This window comes from Streptomyces sp. NPDC052016 (assembly GCF_044548445.1).
In the GTDB taxonomy this organism is placed as follows: Bacteria; Actinomycetota; Actinomycetes; order Streptomycetales; family Streptomycetaceae; genus Streptomyces.
On record NZ_JBIUBX010000001.1, the window covers coordinates 39048 to 58866 of the forward strand.

Genomic DNA, 19819 nt, shown 5'->3' on the forward strand with positions numbered 1-19819 from the left:
GGGCGGGCATTCCCGTTTTCAAGTGACCCACGCGCTGAATGTTTCCTTTCACCTGCCTTGACATCCTCCCCAGGTCCCCTGGAACATCTCTCCCGTGAACCTGTCAGACAGCCAGACAGGTGGCCGGACACCGCGTCGCGTCAGCGCGATGGAAGCGGTGCTCGGACACCTCCGTGGCTCCATCGAGCGCGGCGAATACGCCATAGGCGACAAGCTCCCCTCCGAGGCGGAGCTCTGCCGCACCCTCGAGGTCTCCCGGCCCGTCCTGCGGGAGGCCCTGCGCGCCCTGCAGACGATGGGCCTGACCGTCTCCCGGACCGGCAAGGGCACCTTCGTGGTCGCGAACGCCGTCGAAGACCCCACCTTCGGCGACTACGCGGCCAGCGACCTGCTCGAGGTGCGCCGCCACGTCGAGATCCCGGTCGCCGGGTACGCCGCCCTGCGCCGCACCCCCGAGAACCTGGACCACCTGGCCCACCTCCTGGACCGCATGGAGCGGGAGACGGACACCACCGCGTGGGTCGCGATGGACAGCCTCTTCCACCTCGCGGTGGCCGAGGCCGCCCAGAACCCGGTCTTTCGCCGGGTCATCGAGGAGATCCGCGACGCACTGGCGCGTCAGTCGGCCTTCCTCAACGAGCTGGGCGGGCGCCGCGAGCAGTCCAACCGCGAGCACCGGGCGATCGTGGAGGCGCTGATCGACGGTTCCGAACACGACGCCGTGGAGGCCATGAGTCACCACCTCGACCGCGTCGAGACGACCCTCACCGACATCGTGCGTTCCGCGCGGACGGACACCCCCACGGAAGGCGGACCCGAGGCGTGAGCGAGCAGTCCCTGCGCAAGGACGCGCGGACCGGGCGCCCTGTGCAGAAACGTTCTGGCCGTGTCGGCGCCGGAGACGAGGGGTACAGCACGTCCCTCAGGTCCCGCCACGTCGACGTGATCGCCATCGGCGGCACCCGCAACACCGGCCTCCTCCTCGGCTCCGGCGGCCGCCTCGCGCGCACCACGCCCGGGGCCGACGCGTGAACCCGGCGCCGGCCCACGACAACCCACCAGTGATCCAGGCAGTGATGTACAGCAATTCCCTCGCCGACGCCCCCGCGATCCGCGAACCCCTCCACGCACCCGTCGCACACCTCGTCCGCGGCGGGGTGACCGAGGGCATCCACTACGGCTCCGTGGTCGTCCTCGGCACGGCCGGACGGATCGACTTCCAGCTCGGCGACGTCGAGGCGGCCTTCTACCCCCGCTCGGCGCTCAAGCCCCTCCAGGCCGTCGCCATGGTGCGGGCCGGACTCCCGCTCGACGGCGAGCTGCTCTCGCTCGCCGCCGCCAGCCACTCCGGTGACGAGCGCCACCTCGCCGGGACCCGGCGGATCCTCGAGCTGGCCGGCGTCACCGAGGACGACCTGCGCAACGTCCCGGACCTGCCCTACGACCCGGTCGTGCGCGACGCGTGGGTCCGGGAAGGGCGCCTGCCCTCCCGCCTCGCGCAGAACTGCTCCGGCAAGCACGCGGCGATGCTGTACACCTGCAGGCTCAACGGCTGGTCCCTCGACGGCTACCTCGACCCGGGGCACCCACTCCAGCAGGCGATCGCCGAGATCGTCGAGGACCTCACCGGGCAGCGGATCGCACGGGTCACCGTCGACGGGTGCGGCGCCCCCCTCTTCTCGGTCTCCCTGCACGGCCTCGCCCGCGCCACCGCCCGCGTCACCACCGCCGCACCCGGCACCCCCGAGGCGCGCGTGGCGGACGCGATGCGCGACCACGCGGAGATGGCCTCCGGCTCCGGCCGGGACGTGGCCGCGCTGATGCGGGCCGTGCCCGGGCTGCTGGCCAAGGACGGCTTCGAGGGCGTCGAGGTCGCCGCGCTCCCCGACGGCCGCGCGGTCGCCGTGAAGATCGCCGACGGCGCCGACCGGGCCCGCGTCCCGGTGGCCGCGGCCGCCCTCGCCCGCGCCGGCGTCGACCCCGCGCTCCTCGCCGAGTTCGCGGGCGAACCCCTGCTCGGCGGCGGCGAACCGGTCGGCTGCGTCCGCCCGGTGCGCGCACTGGACCCGGCGACCCTGACGGCCTGCGTGTAGCTCCGCCGCGTCGGCCCGTTCTCCTCTGTGGCCGGTCGCGCCCACGCGGCGGTCGCGCCCACGCAGCGGTCGCCGCACATCGGCAAAAGCCCCGCGCCCCTTCAGGGGCGATCGTCATCACCTCCTCAGGAAGAGGAACCGCATCCTCATGAACGCCGCTGCCCGCCGCGAGCACGACCTGCTCGGCGACCGGGACGTCCCCGCCGATGTCTACTGGGGCGTCCACACGCTGCGCGCCACCGAGAACTTCCCCATCACCGGCACCCCGATCTCCGCCTACCCGCACCTGATCGACGCCCTCGCCGCCGTCAAGGAGGCCGCCGCCCGCGCCAACGAGGAACTCGGGCTGCTCGCACCCGAGAAGGCCGCCGCGATCGTCGCCGCCTGCCGCGAGATCCGCGAGGGCAAGCTGCACGACCAGTTCGTCGTGGACGTGATCCAGGGCGGCGCCGGCACCTCGACCAACATGAACGCCAACGAGGTCGTCGCCAACCGCGCGCTGGAGCTGCTGGGCCACGCCAAGGGCCAGTACCGGCACCTGCACCCCAACGAGGACGTCAACCTCGGCCAGTCCACCAACGACGTCTACCCGACCGCCGTCAAGATCGCGACCGTCTTCGCGGTGCGCGGCCTGCTCAAGGCGATGGCGGTGCTGCAGGACGCCTTCGGCCGCAAGGCCGTGGAGTTCCGCGACGTGCTGAAGATGGGCCGCACCCAGCTCCAGGACGCGGTGCCGATGACGCTCGGCCAGGAGTTCTCCGCGTTCGCCGTCATGCTCGACGAGGACCGCAGCCGGCTCGCCGAGGCCGTCGAGCTGATCCACGAGATCAACCTCGGCGCCACCGCGATCGGCACCGGTCTGAACGCGCCCGCGGGGTACGCCGAGTCGGCCCGCCGTCACCTCGCCGAGATCACCGGTCTGCCGCTGGTGACCGCCGCCAACCTGGTCGAAGCGACCCAGGACTGCGGGGCGTTCGTGCAGATGTCGGGGGTGCTCAAGCGGATCGCGGTGAAGCTGTCGAAGAGCTGCAACGACCTGCGGCTGTTGTCGTCGGGGCCGCGCGCGGGGCTGGGTGAGATCAACCTGCCGCCGGTGCAGGCGGGTTCGTCGATCATGCCGGGCAAGGTCAACCCGGTGATCCCCGAGGTGGTCAACCAGGTCGCCTTCGAGGTGATCGGGAACGACGTCACCATCACCATGGCCGCCGAGGCCGGACAGCTCCAGCTCAACGCGTTCGAGCCGGTCATCCTGCACTCCCTGTCGGAGTCGATCACCCACCTGCGCGCGGCCTGCCTGACCCTGGCCGAGCGCTGCGTGTCCGGCATCACCGCCAACACCGAGGTGCTGCGCGCGACGGTCGAGAACTCGATCGGCCTGGTCACCGCGCTCAATCCGCACATCGGCTACACCGCGGCCACCGACATCGCCAAGGAGGCCCTCGTCACCGGCCGGGGTGTCGCCGAACTCGTACTGGAGAAGGGCCTGTTGCCCGCCGAGCGACTCGCCGACCTGCTGCGCCCCGAGGTCGTCGCCGGCAGCGGCTCACCTCTGGCGTGACCGGCGCCTGACCCACCCTGACCTGCGGCGACGCCCCACGGCCGGCCCGGAGGAGGCACAATGGTGATCATGACAGCGACGTCGTCCCTCACCTTCCAGCCGATCCTGGAGCGCATCGCCGAGGAGATGGAGCGCACGCCCGGCCGCGGCCGGTCCGCCGACTACATCCCGGCGCTAGCCGCCCGCGACCCGCGGCGCTTCGGCATGGCCGTCGCGGAACTGGACGGCACGGTGTACGGGGTGGGGGACTGGCGCGAGCCGTTCTCCACCCAGTCCATCACCAAGGTCTTCACGCTCGCCCTGGACCTGGCCCGCGAGGGCGACGAACTGTGGGAGCACGTGGGCCGCGAGCCCTCCGGCAACCCCTTCAACTCGCTGGTGCAGCTGGAGTACGAGAACGGCATCCCGCGCAACCCCTTCATCAACGCGGGCGCCCTCGTCGTCACCGACCGCCTCCACACCCGTACCGGAGACGCGGCCGGCGAACTCCTGTCGTTCCTGCGCGCCGAGAGCGGCAACCCCGCCCTCGACTTCGACCGGGAGGTCGCCGCCTCCGAGTCCGCGCACGGCGACCGCAACGCCGCCCTCGCCCACTTCATGGCGTCGTACGGCAACATCGACAACCCGGTACCGGCCCTGCTCGACCAGTACTTCCGCCAGTGCTCGATCACCGCGTCCTGCGCCGACCTCGCCCTGGCCACCACCTTCCTCGCCCGCCACGGCGTCCGCGCCGACGGCAGCCGGCTGCTCACCCGCAGCCAGGCCAAGCAGGTCAACGCCGTCATGCTGACCTGCGGCACGTACGACGCGGCCGGCGACTTCGCCTACCGGGTGGGCCTCCCCGGCAAGAGCGGCGTCGGCGGCGGCATCATCGCCGTCGTCCCCGGCCGCTGCACCCTGTGCGTGTGGAGCCCGGGCCTGGACGAGCGGGGCAACTCGGTGGCCGGTGTGGCCGCCCTGGACCGGTTCACGACGATGACGGGACTGTCGGTCTTCTGACCCTTCCCCGGTCGAGGCCCCCAACGGGGGCCGCCGTTAACTCGGTTGAGGAGGCGCCGCCGCACCGGCGAGGATCCTCCGCATGTTCTCGCGCAAGCTCCGCCGCCCCAAGTCCCCCGAACTGCTCGAGGCCTGGGAGTGCCTCGACGCGCACGACGTCCCCGGGGCACTGCGCCATTTGCGTCAGGCCTCCGAGCCCCAGCCCCTCGCGGAGGTCGCCCTGGTGGTCGCACGGGCCGCCGAGGCCTCCGGCTTCGACGACCTCCGGCAGGCCGCCACCGCCCTGACCGCACAGCCCGACAAGGCGCAGAAACTCTACGACTACGGGTACGCGTGCGTGGAACGCGGCGTGTCCCACCTCGCGATACCCGCGCTGCGCGAGGCCGTGCGCCTGGCGCCGGACTCCCCGGCGGCCCTGCGCGAACTGGTCTCGGCGTACGAGGACCAGGGCCGGCACCGGGAGGCCGCAGACGTCCTGGCCGCGCGCGAAGGGAGGTTCGCCGAGTGGCCCGACCGCTACCTGCTGGTCTTCAACGCCGTCCTGGCGGGCGACCTCGAGCTGGCCCGCCGCCACCACGCGCTGCTGCCGCCCCCGGACGACGAGATGTGGCTGCCCGCCCGCGACCGGCAGAACCGCGTCCTCGAGCGCGCGGCGAGCGCGGGGGCGGCGAGCGCGCTGGACGCCACGGACCTGCGCGGCTGGCAGTACGTCATCGGCGGCACCGTGCTGGGCACGCTCTCCCCGTACGGCTTCGACGCCGGAATGACGGGCCGGTACGCCTTCCTGCAGGACACCCACGACACCTGCCTTCAGGGCCTGCTGCGGCTCAAGACGGTCCTCGACGCGGCGCAGGTGCGCCCGCGCTCGGTGTCCCTGCTGCCCGACCGCGGCAGCCGCATCCTGGGCCTGGCCGCCGCACAGGTCCTCGGCCTGCCGGCGGAGCCCTTCGACGCGGGCCGCCCGGACACGGTCGTCATCGCCTACGACCTGAACGAGACGGCAGGCGCGGACCGGGGACCGGAGACCCTCGGACAGCTCTTCGAACGAGCCCCGGGGCAGGTGCTCCACGAGCACGCGAGCTGCTGGACCGACACGCCCGCCGTCACCCCCGACAGCGTCACGCTGCTCCACCAGTCGGTGGTGGCGCCCTGGGGCGAGACATTGCGGCAGAACGCCGACGGCGCCGTGGAGCGCGGGGAGCCCGACGGGCGGCCCGAGGCGGAGATCGCCGCGGACATCGTGGCCGCCGACCGGGCACCGGACCGGGGCGACGGTGAGACCCCCGCGGACCCCGTCGAGCGGCTCACGGACTTCGTGACGGCGATCCGCAGCACCTGGCTGCGCGGAGACCGCGCCCGGGTGAAGTCGCCCGGGCCCGTGTCCAGTCCGCGCTTCCTCTGACGGTCCCGTCATGCTCACGCGGGGGTCACGCGCAGGCCGCCGCCCGGAACGCGGCACGTCGTTTTCCGGCCACCCGGCGTCGGCACGCTGACGGAGTGCCGGCCATCGCGTTCCCCGCCGACCTCCGCCGCTGCCAGGTGCTGGGCCCGGCCGGAACGGCCTGTCTCGCCCTGGGCGGCGAGACGGCCGGCGCCCTGCCCGCCCGCATCGGCCTGCTGCTCGTCGCCCACCGCCGGCGTGCGGCCGCCGTCGCCACGGGGGTCGCCGTCGGGGCCACGGCGTTGGCGGCCCTGGCCGCCCCGGACGCCTCCCGCTTCTACTGGACGCGGACCCTGTGGGACACCACCCCGGTGGGCCGTCTCGACTACGTCTCCAACCAGTCGCTCCAGGGCGTCCTGGCCCGGCTGGCGTGGAGAGCCGGGCCGTCTGGGCGGTGCTGGTGGTGCTGGTGGCGTTCGGGTGGGCGTGGCGGTCCCGGCGGGCGGCGGCCGCGGGGGACTGGCGGGCGGCGTTCGCGCTGACCGGCCTGACCGCCTGCCTGGTCAGCCCCATCACCGGGGTGCACCACCTGGTCCGGCTGCTGCCGTCCTTCGCCGTACTGATCCGTGCCGGGCACCCGCGGGTGGCGAGTGCCGTGTACGCGGTGCTGTGCACGAGCGTGGTGTGGCTGTGGCGCGACGACGCGTCCGGCGTCGACGGCTTCCTGTGCGGCAACGTCTACACGTGGATCACGCTCGGCCTGCTGGTGTGGCTGCCGGTGGGTCATCGCCCGGAGGGACGGCGCCGGGACACCCACAGCACCAGAGCCACCACGGTGCCGCCCACCACGGAACCGCCCGTGATGACGGCCGCCTCCGACCAGCCCGGTCCCTCGTCGTCGTCGACGGAGGCCGCGGCGGGCGCCGGAACCGGGTCGGGTCCCGGTCGCGGGCGGGCCCGCAGGGCGTCCAGCGAGCCGACCGGGTCGACGTGCCCGCGGGCCTCGAACCCCCAGTCGAGCAGTGCGCGCGCCTCCTCGTAGACGGCGAGTCCGCCACCTGCCCGGGGGTTCATCACCGTCACGACGAGCGTGCGCCCGTCGCGGCGGGCGGCGGCGACGAGCGTGTGACCCGCCTCCGTGGTGTAGCCGTTCTTGACGCCGATCAGCCCGGGGTACGGCGCGACGCCGTTCGCCCCGGTCAGCAGCCGGTTGGTGTTGACGATGGGGAACGTCCCGCCGTCGCGCCCGGGGAACCACGCCTCCACCGTCGCGCAGTACCGCGCGAAGTCGGGGTTGCGCAGCCCGGCCCGCCCGAACACCGACAGGTCGTACGCCGAGGACACCTGTCCGTCCGTGTCGTAGCCGTCGGGGGAGAGCACATACGTGTCGAGCGCGCCGAGGGACCGTGCCTTGGCCTGCATCCGGGCGGCCGTGGTGTGCCAGCCGCCGTTGAGAGCCGCCAGGACGCGCACGGCGTCGTTGCCGGAACTGAGGAACACCCCGCGCCACAGGTCGGTGACCTCGTACGTACGCCCCTCGGCGACGCCGACGAGGCTGCTGCCGGGCCCGATGCCGGTCAGCTCCTCGTCGGCCACCCGGTGCCGGATCCCCCCGGGCAGGGAGGGCAGCACCGTGAGCGCGAACAGGATCTTGAGGGTGCTGGCGGGCGGCAGCGGGAGGTGCGCGTTCGACGCGGCCAGCACATCGCCGGAACGGGCGTCGGCCACCAGCCACGACTGCGCGGAGAGATCCGGGAGCTCGGGCGCCGCGCGGCGGGGTCTGACCTGTGTACCGGAGCGGTACAGCAGGCCGGGCCATGGCGCCGTGGCCCACGGCCCGTCGGGCGCTTCGGCATCCGCTCGGGCGGGGGCTGGGGCGGGGCCGGGTGCGGGGGAGGGGGTGGCGGGGCCGAGGACGAGGACACCGGCCGCACACATCACGCAAGCTGAGGCGGCAGCGATCCGTGAAGAGATTCCGATGATCATATGATTAACGTAGAAATGAACCGGGCCATCCCCGCGCTGCCCGTGCCGGACACCGCGCGCGTGCACCCGGATGCCGCACCGCGCGTGCCCCGCGGCCGCGGGTGCGGTGTACTCGTCGGTGACGACCTACGCGGCGGGCAGCGTCGGCTGGATGCGGCGCAGGAACGTCGCGTTGTCCGGCGTCTCGCGCATCCGCTCCAGGAGCGCCTCCAGGTTCGCCCGGCCGTCCCGCGCCCGCTGCGCGCGGCGCAGTCCGCGTACGACGGTCAACTCGCCGGGGGAGAGGAGGAGTTCCTCACGGCGCGTACCGGAGGCGTCGATGTCGACGGCGGGGAAGACCCGGCGGGAGGCCGGTTCCCGGTCGAGGCGGAGCTCCATGTTGCCGGTGCTCTTGAGCTCCTCGAAGAAGAAGTCGTCGGCACGGGAGCCGGTTTCGACCAGGGCGGTGGCGAGAACGGTGAGCGAGCCCCCCTCCTCGGCGGCCCGCGCGGCGCCGAAGAACCGCTTCGGGCCGAGCAGCGCGGTCGCGTCGACGCCACCGCTGAGGGTGCGGCCCCCGGCGGCGGCCGCGTTGTTGTGCGCCCGGCACAGCCGGGTCAGCGAGTCCAGGAGGATCACGACGTCCTCGCCCGCCTCGACGAGCCGCTTGGCCCGCTCGACGACGAGTTCGGCGAGGGCGATGTGCTGCTTGGGCGCCTGGTCGAAGGTCGAGGCGTAGACCTCGCCGCGCACGGAGCGCCGCATGTCGGTCACTTCCTCCGGGCGTTCGTCGAGCAGCACCACCATCAGTCGGGCCTCGGGATGGTTGCCGGCGACGGCGGCGGCGATCTGCTGGAGCAGGACGGTCTTGCCCGTCTTGGGCGGGGCGACCAGCAGCCCGCGCTGACCCTTGCCGACGGGCGCGAGCAGGTCGGTGACGCGCCCGGCGAGGCCGGCCGCCGGGTGCTCGAGGCGGAGCCGCTCGTGCGGGTGCAGGGGCGTGAGGTCACGGAAGTGACGGCGACCACGCAACTCCTCGGGCGCGCGTCCGTTGACCCACGCCACGTCGGTCAGCGCCCGCTGCGCGCCGCGCATCCCTGTGACGAAGTCGCCCTTGCGCAGGCCGAGTCGGCGGATCAGGGCGGGCGGAACTTGGAGGTCGGCGGGGGAGGGCAGGCAGTTCTCGGCCCGCAGGTGACCCTTCCCGCTGCCGTCGATGTCGAGGACACCGGTGACGAGTTGGGCCGGCTGTCGCTGGACCAGGGGGTGTTCGAGGGTGGTGGTCATGGTGGTCGGTCCTTTCGAGGACGGAAGGCATGAGACATGCGCGGGGGAAGGGGGAGGGAGCCGTGAGGGAAGGGGCGTGAGCGCGCGCCTCCGACGGCGTGGAGCGAAGCCTCGGGTGCGACGCGGTCGTCACGCTCACCAGGGCTGCGGAGAAGCTGTCGCACCGGCCTGAAGAGGGGTGGATCAGCGCACTGAAAGGAGAACTGGCATCGGCGCCGGCAAAGGCGGCGAACACAGATGCTGACGCGAGCGTAGCACCGGGCGTGCGGCCGTGGCTACGGGGCGCGGAACCCCTGCTGAGGTGAACGTGGTGGGCGCCCCGTCTGTTCCCGTGCTCCCCGCATCGGTGCCCCGTGCTGCGAACGGCAACGGTCACCGAGGGTGCGGAAGCCTGGTCCGGACCGAGGTGTCTTCATCCTGCACCAGATGTCCCCAGACCATAACGATCCCTGCCGACAAGGGACTTGACCGCCATCGTTGCCTTATCTTCACGACATGTCCACCCCGCCTCAGCCCCCGTCCCAGCCCGAGCAGCCCTCCGAGACGCCGGCCCAGCCGAGCGCGTACCCCTATCCGCACCCGCAGTCGCCGGGCCCCGGCGGGACGGCGGCCTTCCCGCCGCCGGCACCGGCCTCACAGCCGGGCCAACAGGCCTTCTACGCCCAGCCCACCCTGGCGGGTCAACCGGGTCAGCCGGGTCAGCCGGGTCAGCCGGGTCAGCCGGGTCAGCCGGGTCAGCCGGGTCCGGGTCAGCCGGCCAATCCGTACCTGCAGCAGAGCCCGTACGGCCCCGCGGCGCTCCCGCCCGCCGGCGGTTCGGGCGGTGCCGGCCGGGCGGTCCTGTGGGCCGTCGCCGGCGCGGTGGTGGCCTCCGCCGCGTGGGCGGCCGGCGTCTTCCTGATCGGCGGCCGGGGAGCCGACGCGGACCTGGGTGGTTACTCGGCGCCCTCGAACCTCTGCAGCAGCGCCGACTACTCGTCGTTCAAGGAGGAGTACCCGGAGGACGACAGCTCCCCCACCCACAACGAACTCGAGCACGACGCGCTCGACGAGAGCTACTGCAGTCTGAGCCTGAAGAAGTCGGGTTCGACCTACTCGGACGCCTACCTCTCCATCGAGTTGGGCCTCCACAAGCAGACCGACCCCGGGCCGGAGTTCACGGCCCGGTGGAAGAACTACGGGCAGAGCCGCTCGGGTTACGACGTCGACACCGTGACGGGCATCGGTGACGAGGCCTACGTCGTCAGCGAGGACACCACCACCGGCTCCGACAGCGGCTCCATGGACGTCACGCTCGCGGTGCGTGACGGCTGGGTGACGTACACGATGAACTACAGCGTCTACCTCTCCTCCTACGACGAGGACCAGGACCCGCCGCAGCTCGACAAGGTGACCGACTGGCTGAAGGCGGACAGCAGGGCGACCCTGGAGGAACTCAGGAACTGACGCCGGCACCGCCCGCCCGGGGACGCCCTCGCGTCCCCGGCCCGGTCAGGCCGACCGTGCCTCCGCAGCCTTCACGATCTCCTCGAACCGCGCCCCCATCGCCGCCGCCAGCGCCTGCGCACCCGACAACGGCCGCACCATCACCGTCAGCTCGTCGATGAGGCCGTCCTCGTTCACATGGATGAAGTCGCAGCCGGTGAGTTCGCGCTCACCCACCCGGGCGGTGAACACCAGCGCGTGGTCACGGCCCTCCGCGCCGGCCAGCTCCCGCTCGTACCGGAAGTCCTCGAAGACCTGCGACACGGCCCGCAGGATCGCCGCGGTGATCGCCTTGCCCGGGTACGGCTTGAACACGACCGGACTGGTGAACACCACGTCCTCCGCCAGAAGAGCCTCCACGGCCTCGAGGTCGCCGGCCTCCACCGCTTCACGGAACGCGCGCATCGAGATCCCCTCATGGACAACTATTTGAATAGGTGCCGATGACAATAATCACCGGCCCGTACCATGTCCACATGTCCCTCAAGTACGCCGTCCTGGCCGCCCTCCTGGAAGGCGAGGCCTCGGGCTACGAGCTGTCCAAGACCTTCGACGTCTCACTCGCCAACTTCTGGCCCGCGACCCCGCAGCAGCTCTACCGGGAACTGGAGAAGCTCGCGCAGGACGGACTGATCCAGGCACGGGTCGTGCAGCAGGAACGCCGGCCCAACAAACGGATGTTCACGCTCACCGAGGCCGGCCGTGAGGACCTGCGCGCCTTCGCCGCGACCCCGCCCCGCCGGCCCACCGCCATCCGCGACGAACTCCTCGTCAGGATCCAGGCGATGGACGGCGTGGATCCCGGGGTGACCCGTGCCCAGATCGAGGAGCGCCTGACCTGGGCGCGCGCCAAGCTCGCCCGCTACGAGCGCGTGCGCGAACGGCTCCTCGACGGCCGCAGCGAGGACGAGTACCTGGGCGAGGCCGACCGGATCGGCCCCTACCTGACCCTGATGGGCGGCATCGGCTTCGAGGAGCAGAACGTGCGCTGGTGCGAACGTGCCCTCACGGTGCTGGAGCGCCGCGCTGCCCTCACCCGGCGGGGATAGGCTGACGCCGATGTTCAGCCCCGAAGGCCCCACGCTGCGCGAACTCGCCGTCCAGGCGCTGTCGTCCGTCGAGCACGGCTACGACCTGCTCGCGCCCAAGTTCGACCACACGCCCTTCCGCACCCCCGACTCCGTCCTGGACGCGGTCGCCTCGGCCCTGCGCCGGACGGGCCCGTACGACGACGGACTCGACCTGTGCTGCGGCACCGGCGCCGGCGTCGAGGTGCTGGCGACCGTGTGCCGGCGCAGCGTCACCGGGGTCGACTTCAGCGCCGGCATGCTCGCCGTCGCCCGGGAGCGCACGCGTCCGGAGGGCCCGCGGGTGTCCTGGGTGCGGGCGGACGCCCGCGCCCTGCCGTTCACGGCCGCCTTCGACCTCGTCGTCAGTTTCGGTGCGTTCGGGCACTTCCTGCCGCGCGAGCTGCCGGGTCTCTTCGCGCAGGTGCACGGGGCGCTGCGACCGGGCGGCCGCTTCGCCTTCCCGGTGCTCGCGCCGCCCCGCCCGTCCTCCCCGGCCTTCTGGATGCTCCTCGGCTTCGACGCCGTGATGCGGGTGCGCAACGCCGTGTGGCGGCCGCCGTTCGTGATGTACTACCGGGCCTTCCGGCTCGGTGAGGTGCGCCGCGAACTGGAACGCGCCGGTTTCCGCGTGGACCTCCGCACCCTGCCCGAGTTCGGCACCAGGAGCGACGGAAGCCCACGCGTCCGGATGGTCGAGGCGCGACGGGTGCCCTGACCCGCGGGTCAGACGAAGCGCCGTACGAACGACAGGGCGGTGTCCGCGACCTTCTGCCAGCCGTGGTCGATGGTCAGCGCGTGCCCGCGGTCCTTGATCTCGACGATCTCCGTGACGCCCGGGTTGTGCTGCTGCCTCTTGAAGGAGGCGTGCGAGAGGGCCCAGGGCACCGTGTGGTCCTTCTCGCCCGAGACGATCAGCAGGGGGCCGCGGTCCGGGTTCTCGGTGTCGACCTTCGCCTCCGTCCACGGGTTGATGTTGGCCGTCGCCGCCTGGAACAGCGGCGCGCCCGGCGCGGGCACCGCGAACGTCTCGTACAGCTCCTTGGCCTCCTCCTCGCTCACCGCGTTCGCGAACGAGTAGCGGAACTGGTCGTAGGTGAGCGGCACGGCCCGGTTGCGGTTGGCCGGGTTGGTCAGCACCGGCGCCGCCGCGCGCAGCGAGGATATCGGCAGCGGCAGCACACCCCGGAACGGCGCCGGGTCGATCGCCACCGACGCGGCCGACAGGCCACGCCCGGCGAGGATCTGCGTGAGCAGGCCGCCGAAGGAGTGGCCGATGATCGCCGGCTTGCGCGTGAGGGAGCCGATCAGTTGCTGCAGGTGGTCGGCGACCTGCCCGACCGTCTTGCCGGCGAAGACCTCCGGGTGCTCGTTGGCCTCCTCGACCGTCTCCGGGTCGTCGGGCCAGGACAGGGAGACCGGGGCGTAGCCGGCCTTCTCGAAGTGGGCCGCCCAGCGGTCCCAGCTGCTCGGCAGCAGCCACAGACCGTGCACGAAGACGACCGGAGTGCGGTCGGAGGCGTTGGCCGCCTCGATCTGCTGCGCGTCATGCGTCGTCATGCGCCGATACTGACAGCGGACGCGGCGCGCGAATCGACTCAGAGCGCACGGCTCTGCACCCACCGTGCGGGGTCCCGGCGGGGTACGGCGCGTCCGCCGCCGGAAGGGTGAACGCGTAGACCAGTTCCTCGTGCCGGGCGTCCATCACGAGGTCGGTGATCTCCAGCAGCCGGGAGTACTGGTCGTGGACGCGGCGTGTGACCCGCAGCGCGCGGGCCTCGTCGTCGACGGTGAGGGCGTCCCGGTGGTGCAGGGTCAGGCCCGCCCGGCGCATCCAGTCGTAGGCGCGGCGCAGTTCCGGTGATCCGGTGGTGTCGGCGCGGTCGCGGTAGCGGGCGAGTTCGGGCACCTCGGCGACGGCGATCGGGGAGAAGGAGGTCACGGCCGTGCGCGGCCCGCGACCGTCGGTTCCCCCGGACGCGTAACGGTGGACCAGCGTCGGGCGGTGCGGGGCGAGTCCGAGCGCCTCGGCGTGCCCCGGCGGGGGCGGTCCCCACGCGACGGTGGCCCGGTCCACCGCCGCGGGGTCGTCCCCGGTCCCGGCGCCCACGGGGAAGGCGAGGAAGGACAGGGTGCCGACCGGCGCTCCGGGGAGGGCGGCGTGGGTGCCTCGTCGGTCGGTCGCGACCAGCCCGTCCCGGCGCAGCACGTCCAGCGCGTGCCGGACGGTCACCCGGCTGACCCCGAAGTGCTCCGCCAACTGCCGCTCACCGGGGAGGCGTTCACCGGGCGGGATGGTGCCGTCGCGCAGTTCGTCGAGCAACTCCTTCGCTATCCGCCAGTACATGGGCCGTTCGTGGGGGGTGGTGCGGGCCATGCCGCGCGCCTCCTGGGGGTGCGTGCCGAGCGGGCTTGTGCGCCACCAGATCTAGCATTGGTCTAAACCAATAGGGAAGGGTGGGCGGTCCGATCGGCCGAAACCGGACCGCCCCGCACACCCTCACAGCGCCTCGTACACGGCCTTCACCAGCGCCGTCTTGCGCGGGTCGTCCGCGATGTGCGGGCCCATGCGGTTCATGACGTACCCCATCGACAACCCGGCCTCCGGGTCCGCGAGGCCGCAGGAGCCGCCGAAGCCGTCGTGTCCGAAAGCCCGCGGATTGGGCCCGTACGAGCCGGTCGGGCCGCTGAGCCACAGGCCGAGCCCGATCTCCGTGTCACGCGCGAGACCGGCGCCCAGCACCAGGTCCCGGCAGCTGCCCTGTCCCTCGCGCACCCGCTCGGCGGCCTCGGCGGACAGGACGCGGCGGCCGGCGTGGGAACCCCGCCCGGCCAGGATGGCGTACAGCGCGGCGACGGCCCGTGCGGTGCCGTGGCCGTTCGCGGCCGGGATCTCGGCGGCCCGCCACTCGGCCGAGTTCGCCTGCTCCGCGCCCAACGGGGGATTGGCCAGCGCGGCGATGGCGGCGGGCGCGAGCCGGCTGAGGACCGCGGACTGCTCACCGCTCGACGCGGCCGGCGGATGCACCAGCTCGGCGGCCCGCCCGGCCTCCTTCTCCGGCAGCCCGATGGTGAAGTCGATGCCGAGCGGACCCGTCACCTCCCGTTCCAGGAAGGCTCCCGGCAGCAGACCGGAGACGCGCCGCACGACCTCGCCGACCAGGAAGCCGTATGTCATCGCGTGGTAGCCGGAGTGCGTGCCGGGTTCCCACCAGGGCTCCATCGCCGCGAGGCGGCCGGTCGTCAGCTCCCAGTCGCAGAGCTGCTCCAGGGTGTGCGGCTCGCGCAGACCGGACAGCCCCGCGCGGTGGGACAGCAGGTGCCGGACGAGCACCCCTTCCTTGCCCGCCGCCGCGAACTCGGGCCAGTAGGCGGCCACCGGCGCGTCGAGGTCCAGCAGCCCCCGGTCGGCCAGGATGTGCGCGCACAGTGCCACCGGGCCCTTCGTCGTCGACCACACGTTGACCAGGGTGTCCCGCTCCCACGCGCGCGTGCGCGCCCGGTCGGCCCAGCCGCCCCACAGGTCGGCCACGGTCACGCCGTCCACCATGACGGTCACCGCGGCGCCCAGCTCGCCCGGCTCCCGGAAGTTCTCCTCGAACGCCGTCCGCACCGCGGCGAAGCGCGCGTCGCAGTGGCCGTGGACCTGTGGCGCGTGCTCGGACATGGGCCCTCCGTGATCCGCCGGAAGCCCGGACGGCGGCCGTGCGGCCCGGGCTCCCCGAACATACCGACTGGTCGGACCGGAGGGAAGGTCGTAGCGTCTCAGGAGTGCGAGCGCAGCCAGCGCACCTTGGCCGCCTCGTGGTGAGGGCCGCCGCCCTCGTGATCGTTGAAGTCGTACACCTCGATCGCCTTGTCCTCGTGCGCCCACGCGTTGAAGGCGGCGAACACCGTCGACGGCGGGCAGGTCTGGTCCTCCAGGGCCACCGAGAAGAGCGTGGGAGCCGAGGCGCGCGACGCGAAGTGCACCCCGTCGAAGTACGACAGGGTGCGCAGCGCGTCCTGCGTGCGCCCGCGGTGGGTCTTGAGGAACAGGCCTATCTCCCGGTACGGGTGACGGTCCGTCAGGGTCGCCGCGCGCGGGAAGTCGCACAGGAACGGCACGTCAGGGGCGACCGCCACCAGGTCCGGCACCAGGCCGCCCACGGCGATGCTGATGCCGCCGCCCTGGCTCGCGCCGAGGACCGCCGTGCGCGCCGCGTCGGTCAGCGGATGCGACCGGGCCGCCTCGACGGCGCGCACCGCGTCGGTGAACACACGGCGGTAGTAGTAGTTCTCCGGTGCGTCGATGCCCCGCGTCATGAAACCCGGGTACGCCGGCGCGCCGCCCACCGGATCGGCGGTGGCGCCCCCGCCGCCCCACGCGCTGCCCTGGCCGCGGGTGTCCATGATGAAGTGCGCACGGCCCGTCGACGCCCACAGCAGGTGCTCGTGCGGCAGGCCGCGGCCACCGCCGTACCCGACGAACTCCACGACCAGCGGCAGCGGTTCCTCGGCCCCGGCGGGCAGCGTCAGCCACGCCTTCACGGGATGACCGCCGAACCCGGAGAACGTCACGTCGTACACGCGCACCGTCGCCAGCCCCGTGTCGACGGGCTCGAAGCGCGCGTCCAGGTCGTGTTCGCGGGCCTCCTGGAGGGTCTTGGACCAGAACGCCTCGAAGTCCTCCGGCTCGGTGGACGCGCTCCGATACTCGCGAAGCTCCTCGAGGGACAGGTCGAACAGGGCCATGAACAACCGCCTTTTGTACAGTGGCCGAACGAATGATCACACCGTACGTGGGCGGTGGAAGCGCTCGCCAGACCCTGTCCACGCACCGGCCGGGTCCTCGCGACGGTCTGTCCGCGCCGGGGAGCTCACGCGCTGCGTCGGCTCCACTCGGGGCCCGTCCGCGCCCACTCCCGGTCCCATTCGTCCAGCCGGCGCCGCATCGCCACCCGGCGCACCATCGTGTGCCCGAGCAGGACGACGGCGGCCGTGCCGCCCGCCGTGGCCACACCGAGGACGATCGTGTGCTGCCACACCGCCGTGCCGTCCGTCGGCGGCTCGACGCTCCGGCCCCGCGCGTCGAACCACACGGGGACCACGTCACCCTGCTGGGTGCCCGCCGGAACCCGCGCGGTGGCCGTCCGCGTCGTCTGCCCCGGCTCCGTCCACCGCACGGTGACCCGGTAGGAGTCCCGGATGCCCTCCGCAGTCGGCAGCGTGTCCGGCGGCCGGCTGACGACCTCGGCCCGCACCCGATGCCGTTCCGCCCGCTGCTCGGCCGCCGTCGCCCGCGCGTCCTCATGGGCCCACAGGCCGGCGACGGCCCCTGCCAGGGGCGCGCCCACCAGCAGCAGCACGGCCACCACCAGCGCCGTCCACGCCTCCACGACGTCCGACCGGCGCCGCAGCGGGTTGCCGCGCCGGCGCAAGTCGCGCACCCGGGTTCGCATGTCGACCTCCTCGCCGTCACGCGGACGAGTGCCCACATGGAGGAAATACCCCGTTCGGGGGAGATCGTTCATTCCGCGGCGAGCGGGAAACCGTCAGCCGAACCGCTCGATCCGGATCCGGTCCACCGGCTGCCCCGCCTCGACCAGCAGCCGCGAGGCGTGCTCGGCGAAGCCGTTGGACCCGCACACGTACGCCTCCCAGCCGCCCGTCGGCGCCTCGGCGAGGAGCGGCGCCAGATGCGCGGCGGCCAGCCGGCCCACGGGCACGCCCTCCGGCGCGCTCCGGGTGAACACGGGCGTCGTCTCGGGCCCGTACTCGCGCGCGTAGAGCAACTCCTCGGGGCCGCGCGCGGACACCAGCAGCCGCAGCGGCACCGTGAGGCCCCGCGCCCGGTGGTGGCGCACCATCGACATCAGCGGGACCACTCCGGAACCGGCGCCGATCAGCAGCGCCGGCCGATCGCCCGGCCAGGCGAAGAAGCCGCTGAGCGGACCGCGCACCTCCACCTCGTCCCCGGGCTCGGCGACGCCGTGGAACCAGCCGGAGACCTCGCCGCCGTCCACGTGGTCGAGGGTGAGCTCGATGTGCCCCGAGTCGTCCGGGGCGGAGGCGAGCGAGTAGTGACGCTGGGCCGTGTAGCCGTCCGCGGCGGTCAGCCGCAGCATCAGGTGCTGCCCGGGCAGGTGCCCCGCCCATGCGGGCACCGCGAACCGGAAGGTGGCCGCCCGCGGAGTCTCGCGGCGGATCTCGGTGAGCGTGGCCGTCTGCCATGTCGTGGCCGCGCTGCCACTGACGGCGATACGGCCCGGCACCGCGAACCGGGTCGGCGGAGCGAAAGGCGTCGCGCCGACCGAGGGCGGCGCGGCGGTCGCCGGCGCGGCGGTCGCCGGTGTCGCGGTCGCCGGCGTGGCGGTCGTCGGTGTCGCGGTCACCGGGGAAGTGAAGGCCTCAGTCACCGGAGTACCTCTGCTCCTCCCAGGGGTTGCCGCGCGCGTGATAGCCGTTCTGCTCCCAGAAGCCCGGCTCGTCGTGGTCGAGGAGCCGCACACCCGCGATCCACTTGGCGCTCTTCCAGAAGTACAGGTGGGGCACCAGCAGCCGCGCCGGGCCGCCGTGCTCGGCGGCCAGCGGCTCGCCGTCGTAGGTGAAGACGATCCAGGCCCGGCCGCCGGTCAGGTCGGCGAGCGGCAGGCTGGCGGTGTACCCGGTGTGCGCGTAGGCGACGGCGTGGGTGGCGGTCGCCCGCGGCCGGACCGCGTCCAGGAAGGCGTCCAGCGACACGCCCCCGAACCGCACCCCGAACTTCGACCAGCTCGTCACACAGTGGATGTCGCCCTCGTACGCCGAGGCGGGCAGCGCGTGCGCCTCGTCCCACGTCCAGCTACGGGGTTCCTCGACCAGCCCGTCGATCCGGAAGGACCAGTCGGCGGGCGCGAGGTCGGGGGTGACCTCGGCGGAGAGGACGGGCCAGTCGTCGCCCGCGTCGTACTGGCCCGGGGGGAGCCCCGGGTTGTGGACGCGCGGGCGTCCGGTGAACCCTCGGGTGACGTTCATGCGGTTCCAGCGGGACGGTCGACGACGGTTTGCTCGGTCAACCGTACGTGCAGGCCGGCGCCGCCCCGACCTCGGGTGGCCACCTCGTCGGCGCGGGTCTCAGGCGGGAACGGCACGGTCGGAGCGTGCCCGGGGGCTCCTCGAGCGGTGCCGGGCGGGCGAGGGCCGGGTCGTCTTCTTGCTCGGCCGGAGCCCGGAGGCGGCACCGGTCGCCCTCGTCCCCGGCGGGACCACACGGCGGGGGCCGGACCTGGCCCGGCGGGGGCGGCCGACGGGGCCGCCGCGGTCGTCACCAGCGCCCGCATCGGCGTCGCCGAGCCCGGCCCGCGGGTCCGTGCCGTCGCCGCCGGAACGTGTCGGGGCGGTCGACTGCCGCCTCCCCGCCGACGGCACCGAGGCGAACGCGACCGAGCCCCGCGCAAAGGCACGACCGGCGCTTCCAGGGCTTGGAGGAGGCTCCCGCCCCGCTGTCGGCTGCCGGCTCTCGCGTACTAGCCGGCCGTGGGCGGCCCGCCGGCCGCGTTGTACCGCACGAGATACTCCGCGAACCGCTCCAGATCCTCCTGCGGCCACCGCGCGAGGCGTTCCCGGAAGGCCGTGCGGCGGCTCTCGGTGACCTGGGCGAGCATCCGGCGGCCTTCGCCGGTCAGGTGGATGAGCTGGACACGGTGGTCCTCGGGGTCCTGGCGCCGTTCGACCAGGCCCGCCCGCTCCAGCGCGGCCACCTGCCGGCTGACGGTGGACTTGTCCAGCGCGTAGTGCGCGGCCAGGTCGGTCGCCCGGCAGCCGCCGCTCCCCTCGAGATGGCCGAGCAGGGTGTACGACACCAGCGACAGCTCGGGGTGCAGCCGGCCCGCCGAGGCACGGGCGCGCCGCGCGAACACCGTCATCTCGCGCTGGATGGTCTCCACGGCCTGCGCTGCTTCCACCGGACCTCCCTCGCCCCCATGGTTGCACTGTACAACCAGGCCGGTGAGGTGCGGCTTCT

The 19819-nt window shown here is 73.1% G+C and carries 20 protein-coding genes and 1 pseudogene; 10 read left to right on the forward strand and 11 right to left on the reverse strand.

The window, feature by feature from the left end:
* The first annotated feature begins 148 nt into the window (after positions 1–148).
* The 7 genes and pseudogenes from ACIHAR_RS00160 to ACIHAR_RS00190 all read left to right on the forward strand — a co-directional run.
* A complete protein-coding gene (locus ACIHAR_RS00160; RefSeq protein ID WP_400016297.1) occupies positions 149–826 on the forward strand; it encodes a FadR/GntR family transcriptional regulator in 678 nt (225 codons plus the stop codon).
* A complete protein-coding gene (locus tag ACIHAR_RS00165; protein ID WP_400015479.1) occupies positions 823–1032 on the forward strand; it encodes a hypothetical protein in 210 nt (69 codons plus the stop codon). The genes ACIHAR_RS00160 and ACIHAR_RS00165 overlap by 4 nt, the downstream gene beginning before the upstream one ends.
* 44 nt (positions 1033–1076) lie before the next feature.
* Entirely contained in the window at positions 1077–2093 is a 1017-nt protein-coding gene (locus tag ACIHAR_RS00170) for an asparaginase (protein WP_400015481.1), read from the forward strand.
* 148 nt (positions 2094–2241) lie between these two features.
* Positions 2242–3651 carry an aspartate ammonia-lyase gene (gene aspA, locus ACIHAR_RS00175; protein WP_365456766.1) on the forward strand — a complete coding sequence of 470 codons (1410 nt, stop codon included), beginning with the start codon at positions 2242–2244 and terminating at the stop codon, positions 3649–3651.
* A gap of 60 nt (positions 3652–3711) precedes the next feature.
* Positions 3712–4650, forward strand: a complete 939-nt coding sequence (locus ACIHAR_RS00180) for a glutaminase (protein WP_365456763.1) — start codon at positions 3712–3714, stop codon at positions 4648–4650.
* Between the two features lie 82 nt (positions 4651–4732).
* Positions 4733–6052, forward strand: a complete 1320-nt coding sequence (locus ACIHAR_RS00185) for a hypothetical protein (protein WP_400015485.1) — start codon at positions 4733–4735, stop codon at positions 6050–6052.
* 95 nt (positions 6053–6147) lie between these two features.
* A pseudogene (locus ACIHAR_RS00190) lies at positions 6148–6819 on the forward strand (glycosyltransferase 87 family protein); the annotation flags it as partial.
* Here the strand turns inward: ACIHAR_RS00190 and ACIHAR_RS00195 are convergent.
* Complete coding sequence (locus ACIHAR_RS00195; RefSeq protein ID WP_400015487.1) at positions 6815–8017, reverse strand: D-alanyl-D-alanine carboxypeptidase family protein; 1203 nt, start codon at positions 8015–8017, stop codon at positions 6815–6817. The pseudogene ACIHAR_RS00190 and the gene ACIHAR_RS00195 sit on opposite strands and share 5 nt — an antisense overlap.
* A gap of 126 nt (positions 8018–8143) precedes the next feature.
* Positions 8144–9283 carry a transcription termination factor Rho gene (gene rho / locus ACIHAR_RS00200; protein WP_400015489.1) on the reverse strand — a complete coding sequence of 380 codons (1140 nt, stop codon included), beginning with the start codon at positions 9281–9283 and terminating at the stop codon, positions 8144–8146.
* 495 nt (positions 9284–9778) lie between these two features.
* On the opposite strand from rho, the gene ACIHAR_RS00205 reads away from it, so the two are divergent.
* The gene (locus ACIHAR_RS00205; RefSeq protein ID WP_400015491.1) at positions 9779–10729 is read left to right on the forward strand and encodes a hypothetical protein; all 951 of its coding nucleotides are present in this window, start codon (positions 9779–9781) and stop codon (positions 10727–10729) included.
* A gap of 45 nt (positions 10730–10774) precedes the next feature.
* On the opposite strand, the gene ACIHAR_RS00210 is transcribed toward ACIHAR_RS00205, so the two are convergent.
* Positions 10775–11173 (reverse strand): nuclear transport factor 2 family protein, encoded by a 399-nt coding sequence (locus tag ACIHAR_RS00210; RefSeq protein WP_365456748.1) that lies wholly within the window; start codon positions 11171–11173, stop codon positions 10775–10777.
* A 71-nt stretch (positions 11174–11244) separates the two neighbouring features.
* On the opposite strand from ACIHAR_RS00210, the gene ACIHAR_RS00215 reads away from it, so the two are divergent.
* Positions 11245–11817: a PadR family transcriptional regulator gene (locus tag ACIHAR_RS00215; protein WP_365456745.1), complete on the forward strand. Its 573-nt coding sequence runs from the start codon at positions 11245–11247 to the stop codon at positions 11815–11817.
* A 10-nt stretch (positions 11818–11827) separates the two neighbouring features.
* The gene (locus ACIHAR_RS00220) at positions 11828–12553 is read left to right on the forward strand and encodes a class I SAM-dependent methyltransferase (RefSeq protein ID WP_400015494.1); all 726 of its coding nucleotides are present in this window, start codon (positions 11828–11830) and stop codon (positions 12551–12553) included.
* An 8-nt stretch (positions 12554–12561) separates the two neighbouring features.
* On the opposite strand, the gene ACIHAR_RS00225 is transcribed toward ACIHAR_RS00220, so the two are convergent.
* The 8 genes from ACIHAR_RS00225 to ACIHAR_RS00260 all read right to left on the reverse strand — a co-directional run bounded on the left by ACIHAR_RS00225 (position 12562) and on the right by ACIHAR_RS00260 (position 19760).
* Positions 12562–13395, reverse strand: coding sequence for an alpha/beta hydrolase (locus ACIHAR_RS00225; RefSeq protein WP_400015496.1), 834 nt, complete (start codon positions 13393–13395; stop codon positions 12562–12564).
* Positions 13382–14212 carry a GntR family transcriptional regulator gene (locus tag ACIHAR_RS00230; RefSeq protein WP_365456737.1) on the reverse strand — a complete coding sequence of 277 codons (831 nt, stop codon included), beginning with the start codon at positions 14210–14212 and terminating at the stop codon, positions 13382–13384. The genes ACIHAR_RS00225 and ACIHAR_RS00230 overlap by 14 nt, the downstream gene beginning before the upstream one ends.
* A gap of 123 nt (positions 14213–14335) precedes the next feature.
* On the reverse strand, positions 14336–15502 hold the full coding sequence (locus tag ACIHAR_RS00235) for a serine hydrolase domain-containing protein (RefSeq protein WP_400015498.1): 1167 nt from the start codon (positions 15500–15502) through the stop codon (positions 14336–14338).
* 98 nt (positions 15503–15600) lie between these two features.
* Positions 15601–16569, reverse strand: coding sequence for an acetylxylan esterase (locus tag ACIHAR_RS00240; protein ID WP_365456731.1), 969 nt, complete (start codon positions 16567–16569; stop codon positions 15601–15603).
* 125 nt (positions 16570–16694) lie between these two features.
* Entirely contained in the window at positions 16695–17276 is a 582-nt protein-coding gene (locus ACIHAR_RS00245) for a hypothetical protein (protein WP_365456728.1), read from the reverse strand.
* Between the two features lie 93 nt (positions 17277–17369).
* Entirely contained in the window at positions 17370–18089 is a 720-nt protein-coding gene (locus tag ACIHAR_RS00250) for a ferredoxin reductase (RefSeq protein WP_400016299.1), read from the reverse strand.
* Between the two features lie 136 nt (positions 18090–18225).
* The gene (locus ACIHAR_RS00255; RefSeq protein WP_365456725.1) at positions 18226–18831 is read right to left on the reverse strand and encodes a sulfite oxidase-like oxidoreductase; all 606 of its coding nucleotides are present in this window, start codon (positions 18829–18831) and stop codon (positions 18226–18228) included.
* Between the two features lie 491 nt (positions 18832–19322).
* Positions 19323–19760: a MarR family winged helix-turn-helix transcriptional regulator gene (locus tag ACIHAR_RS00260; RefSeq protein WP_400015502.1), complete on the reverse strand. Its 438-nt coding sequence runs from the start codon at positions 19758–19760 to the stop codon at positions 19323–19325.
* Positions 19761–19819: the final 59 nt, after the last annotated feature.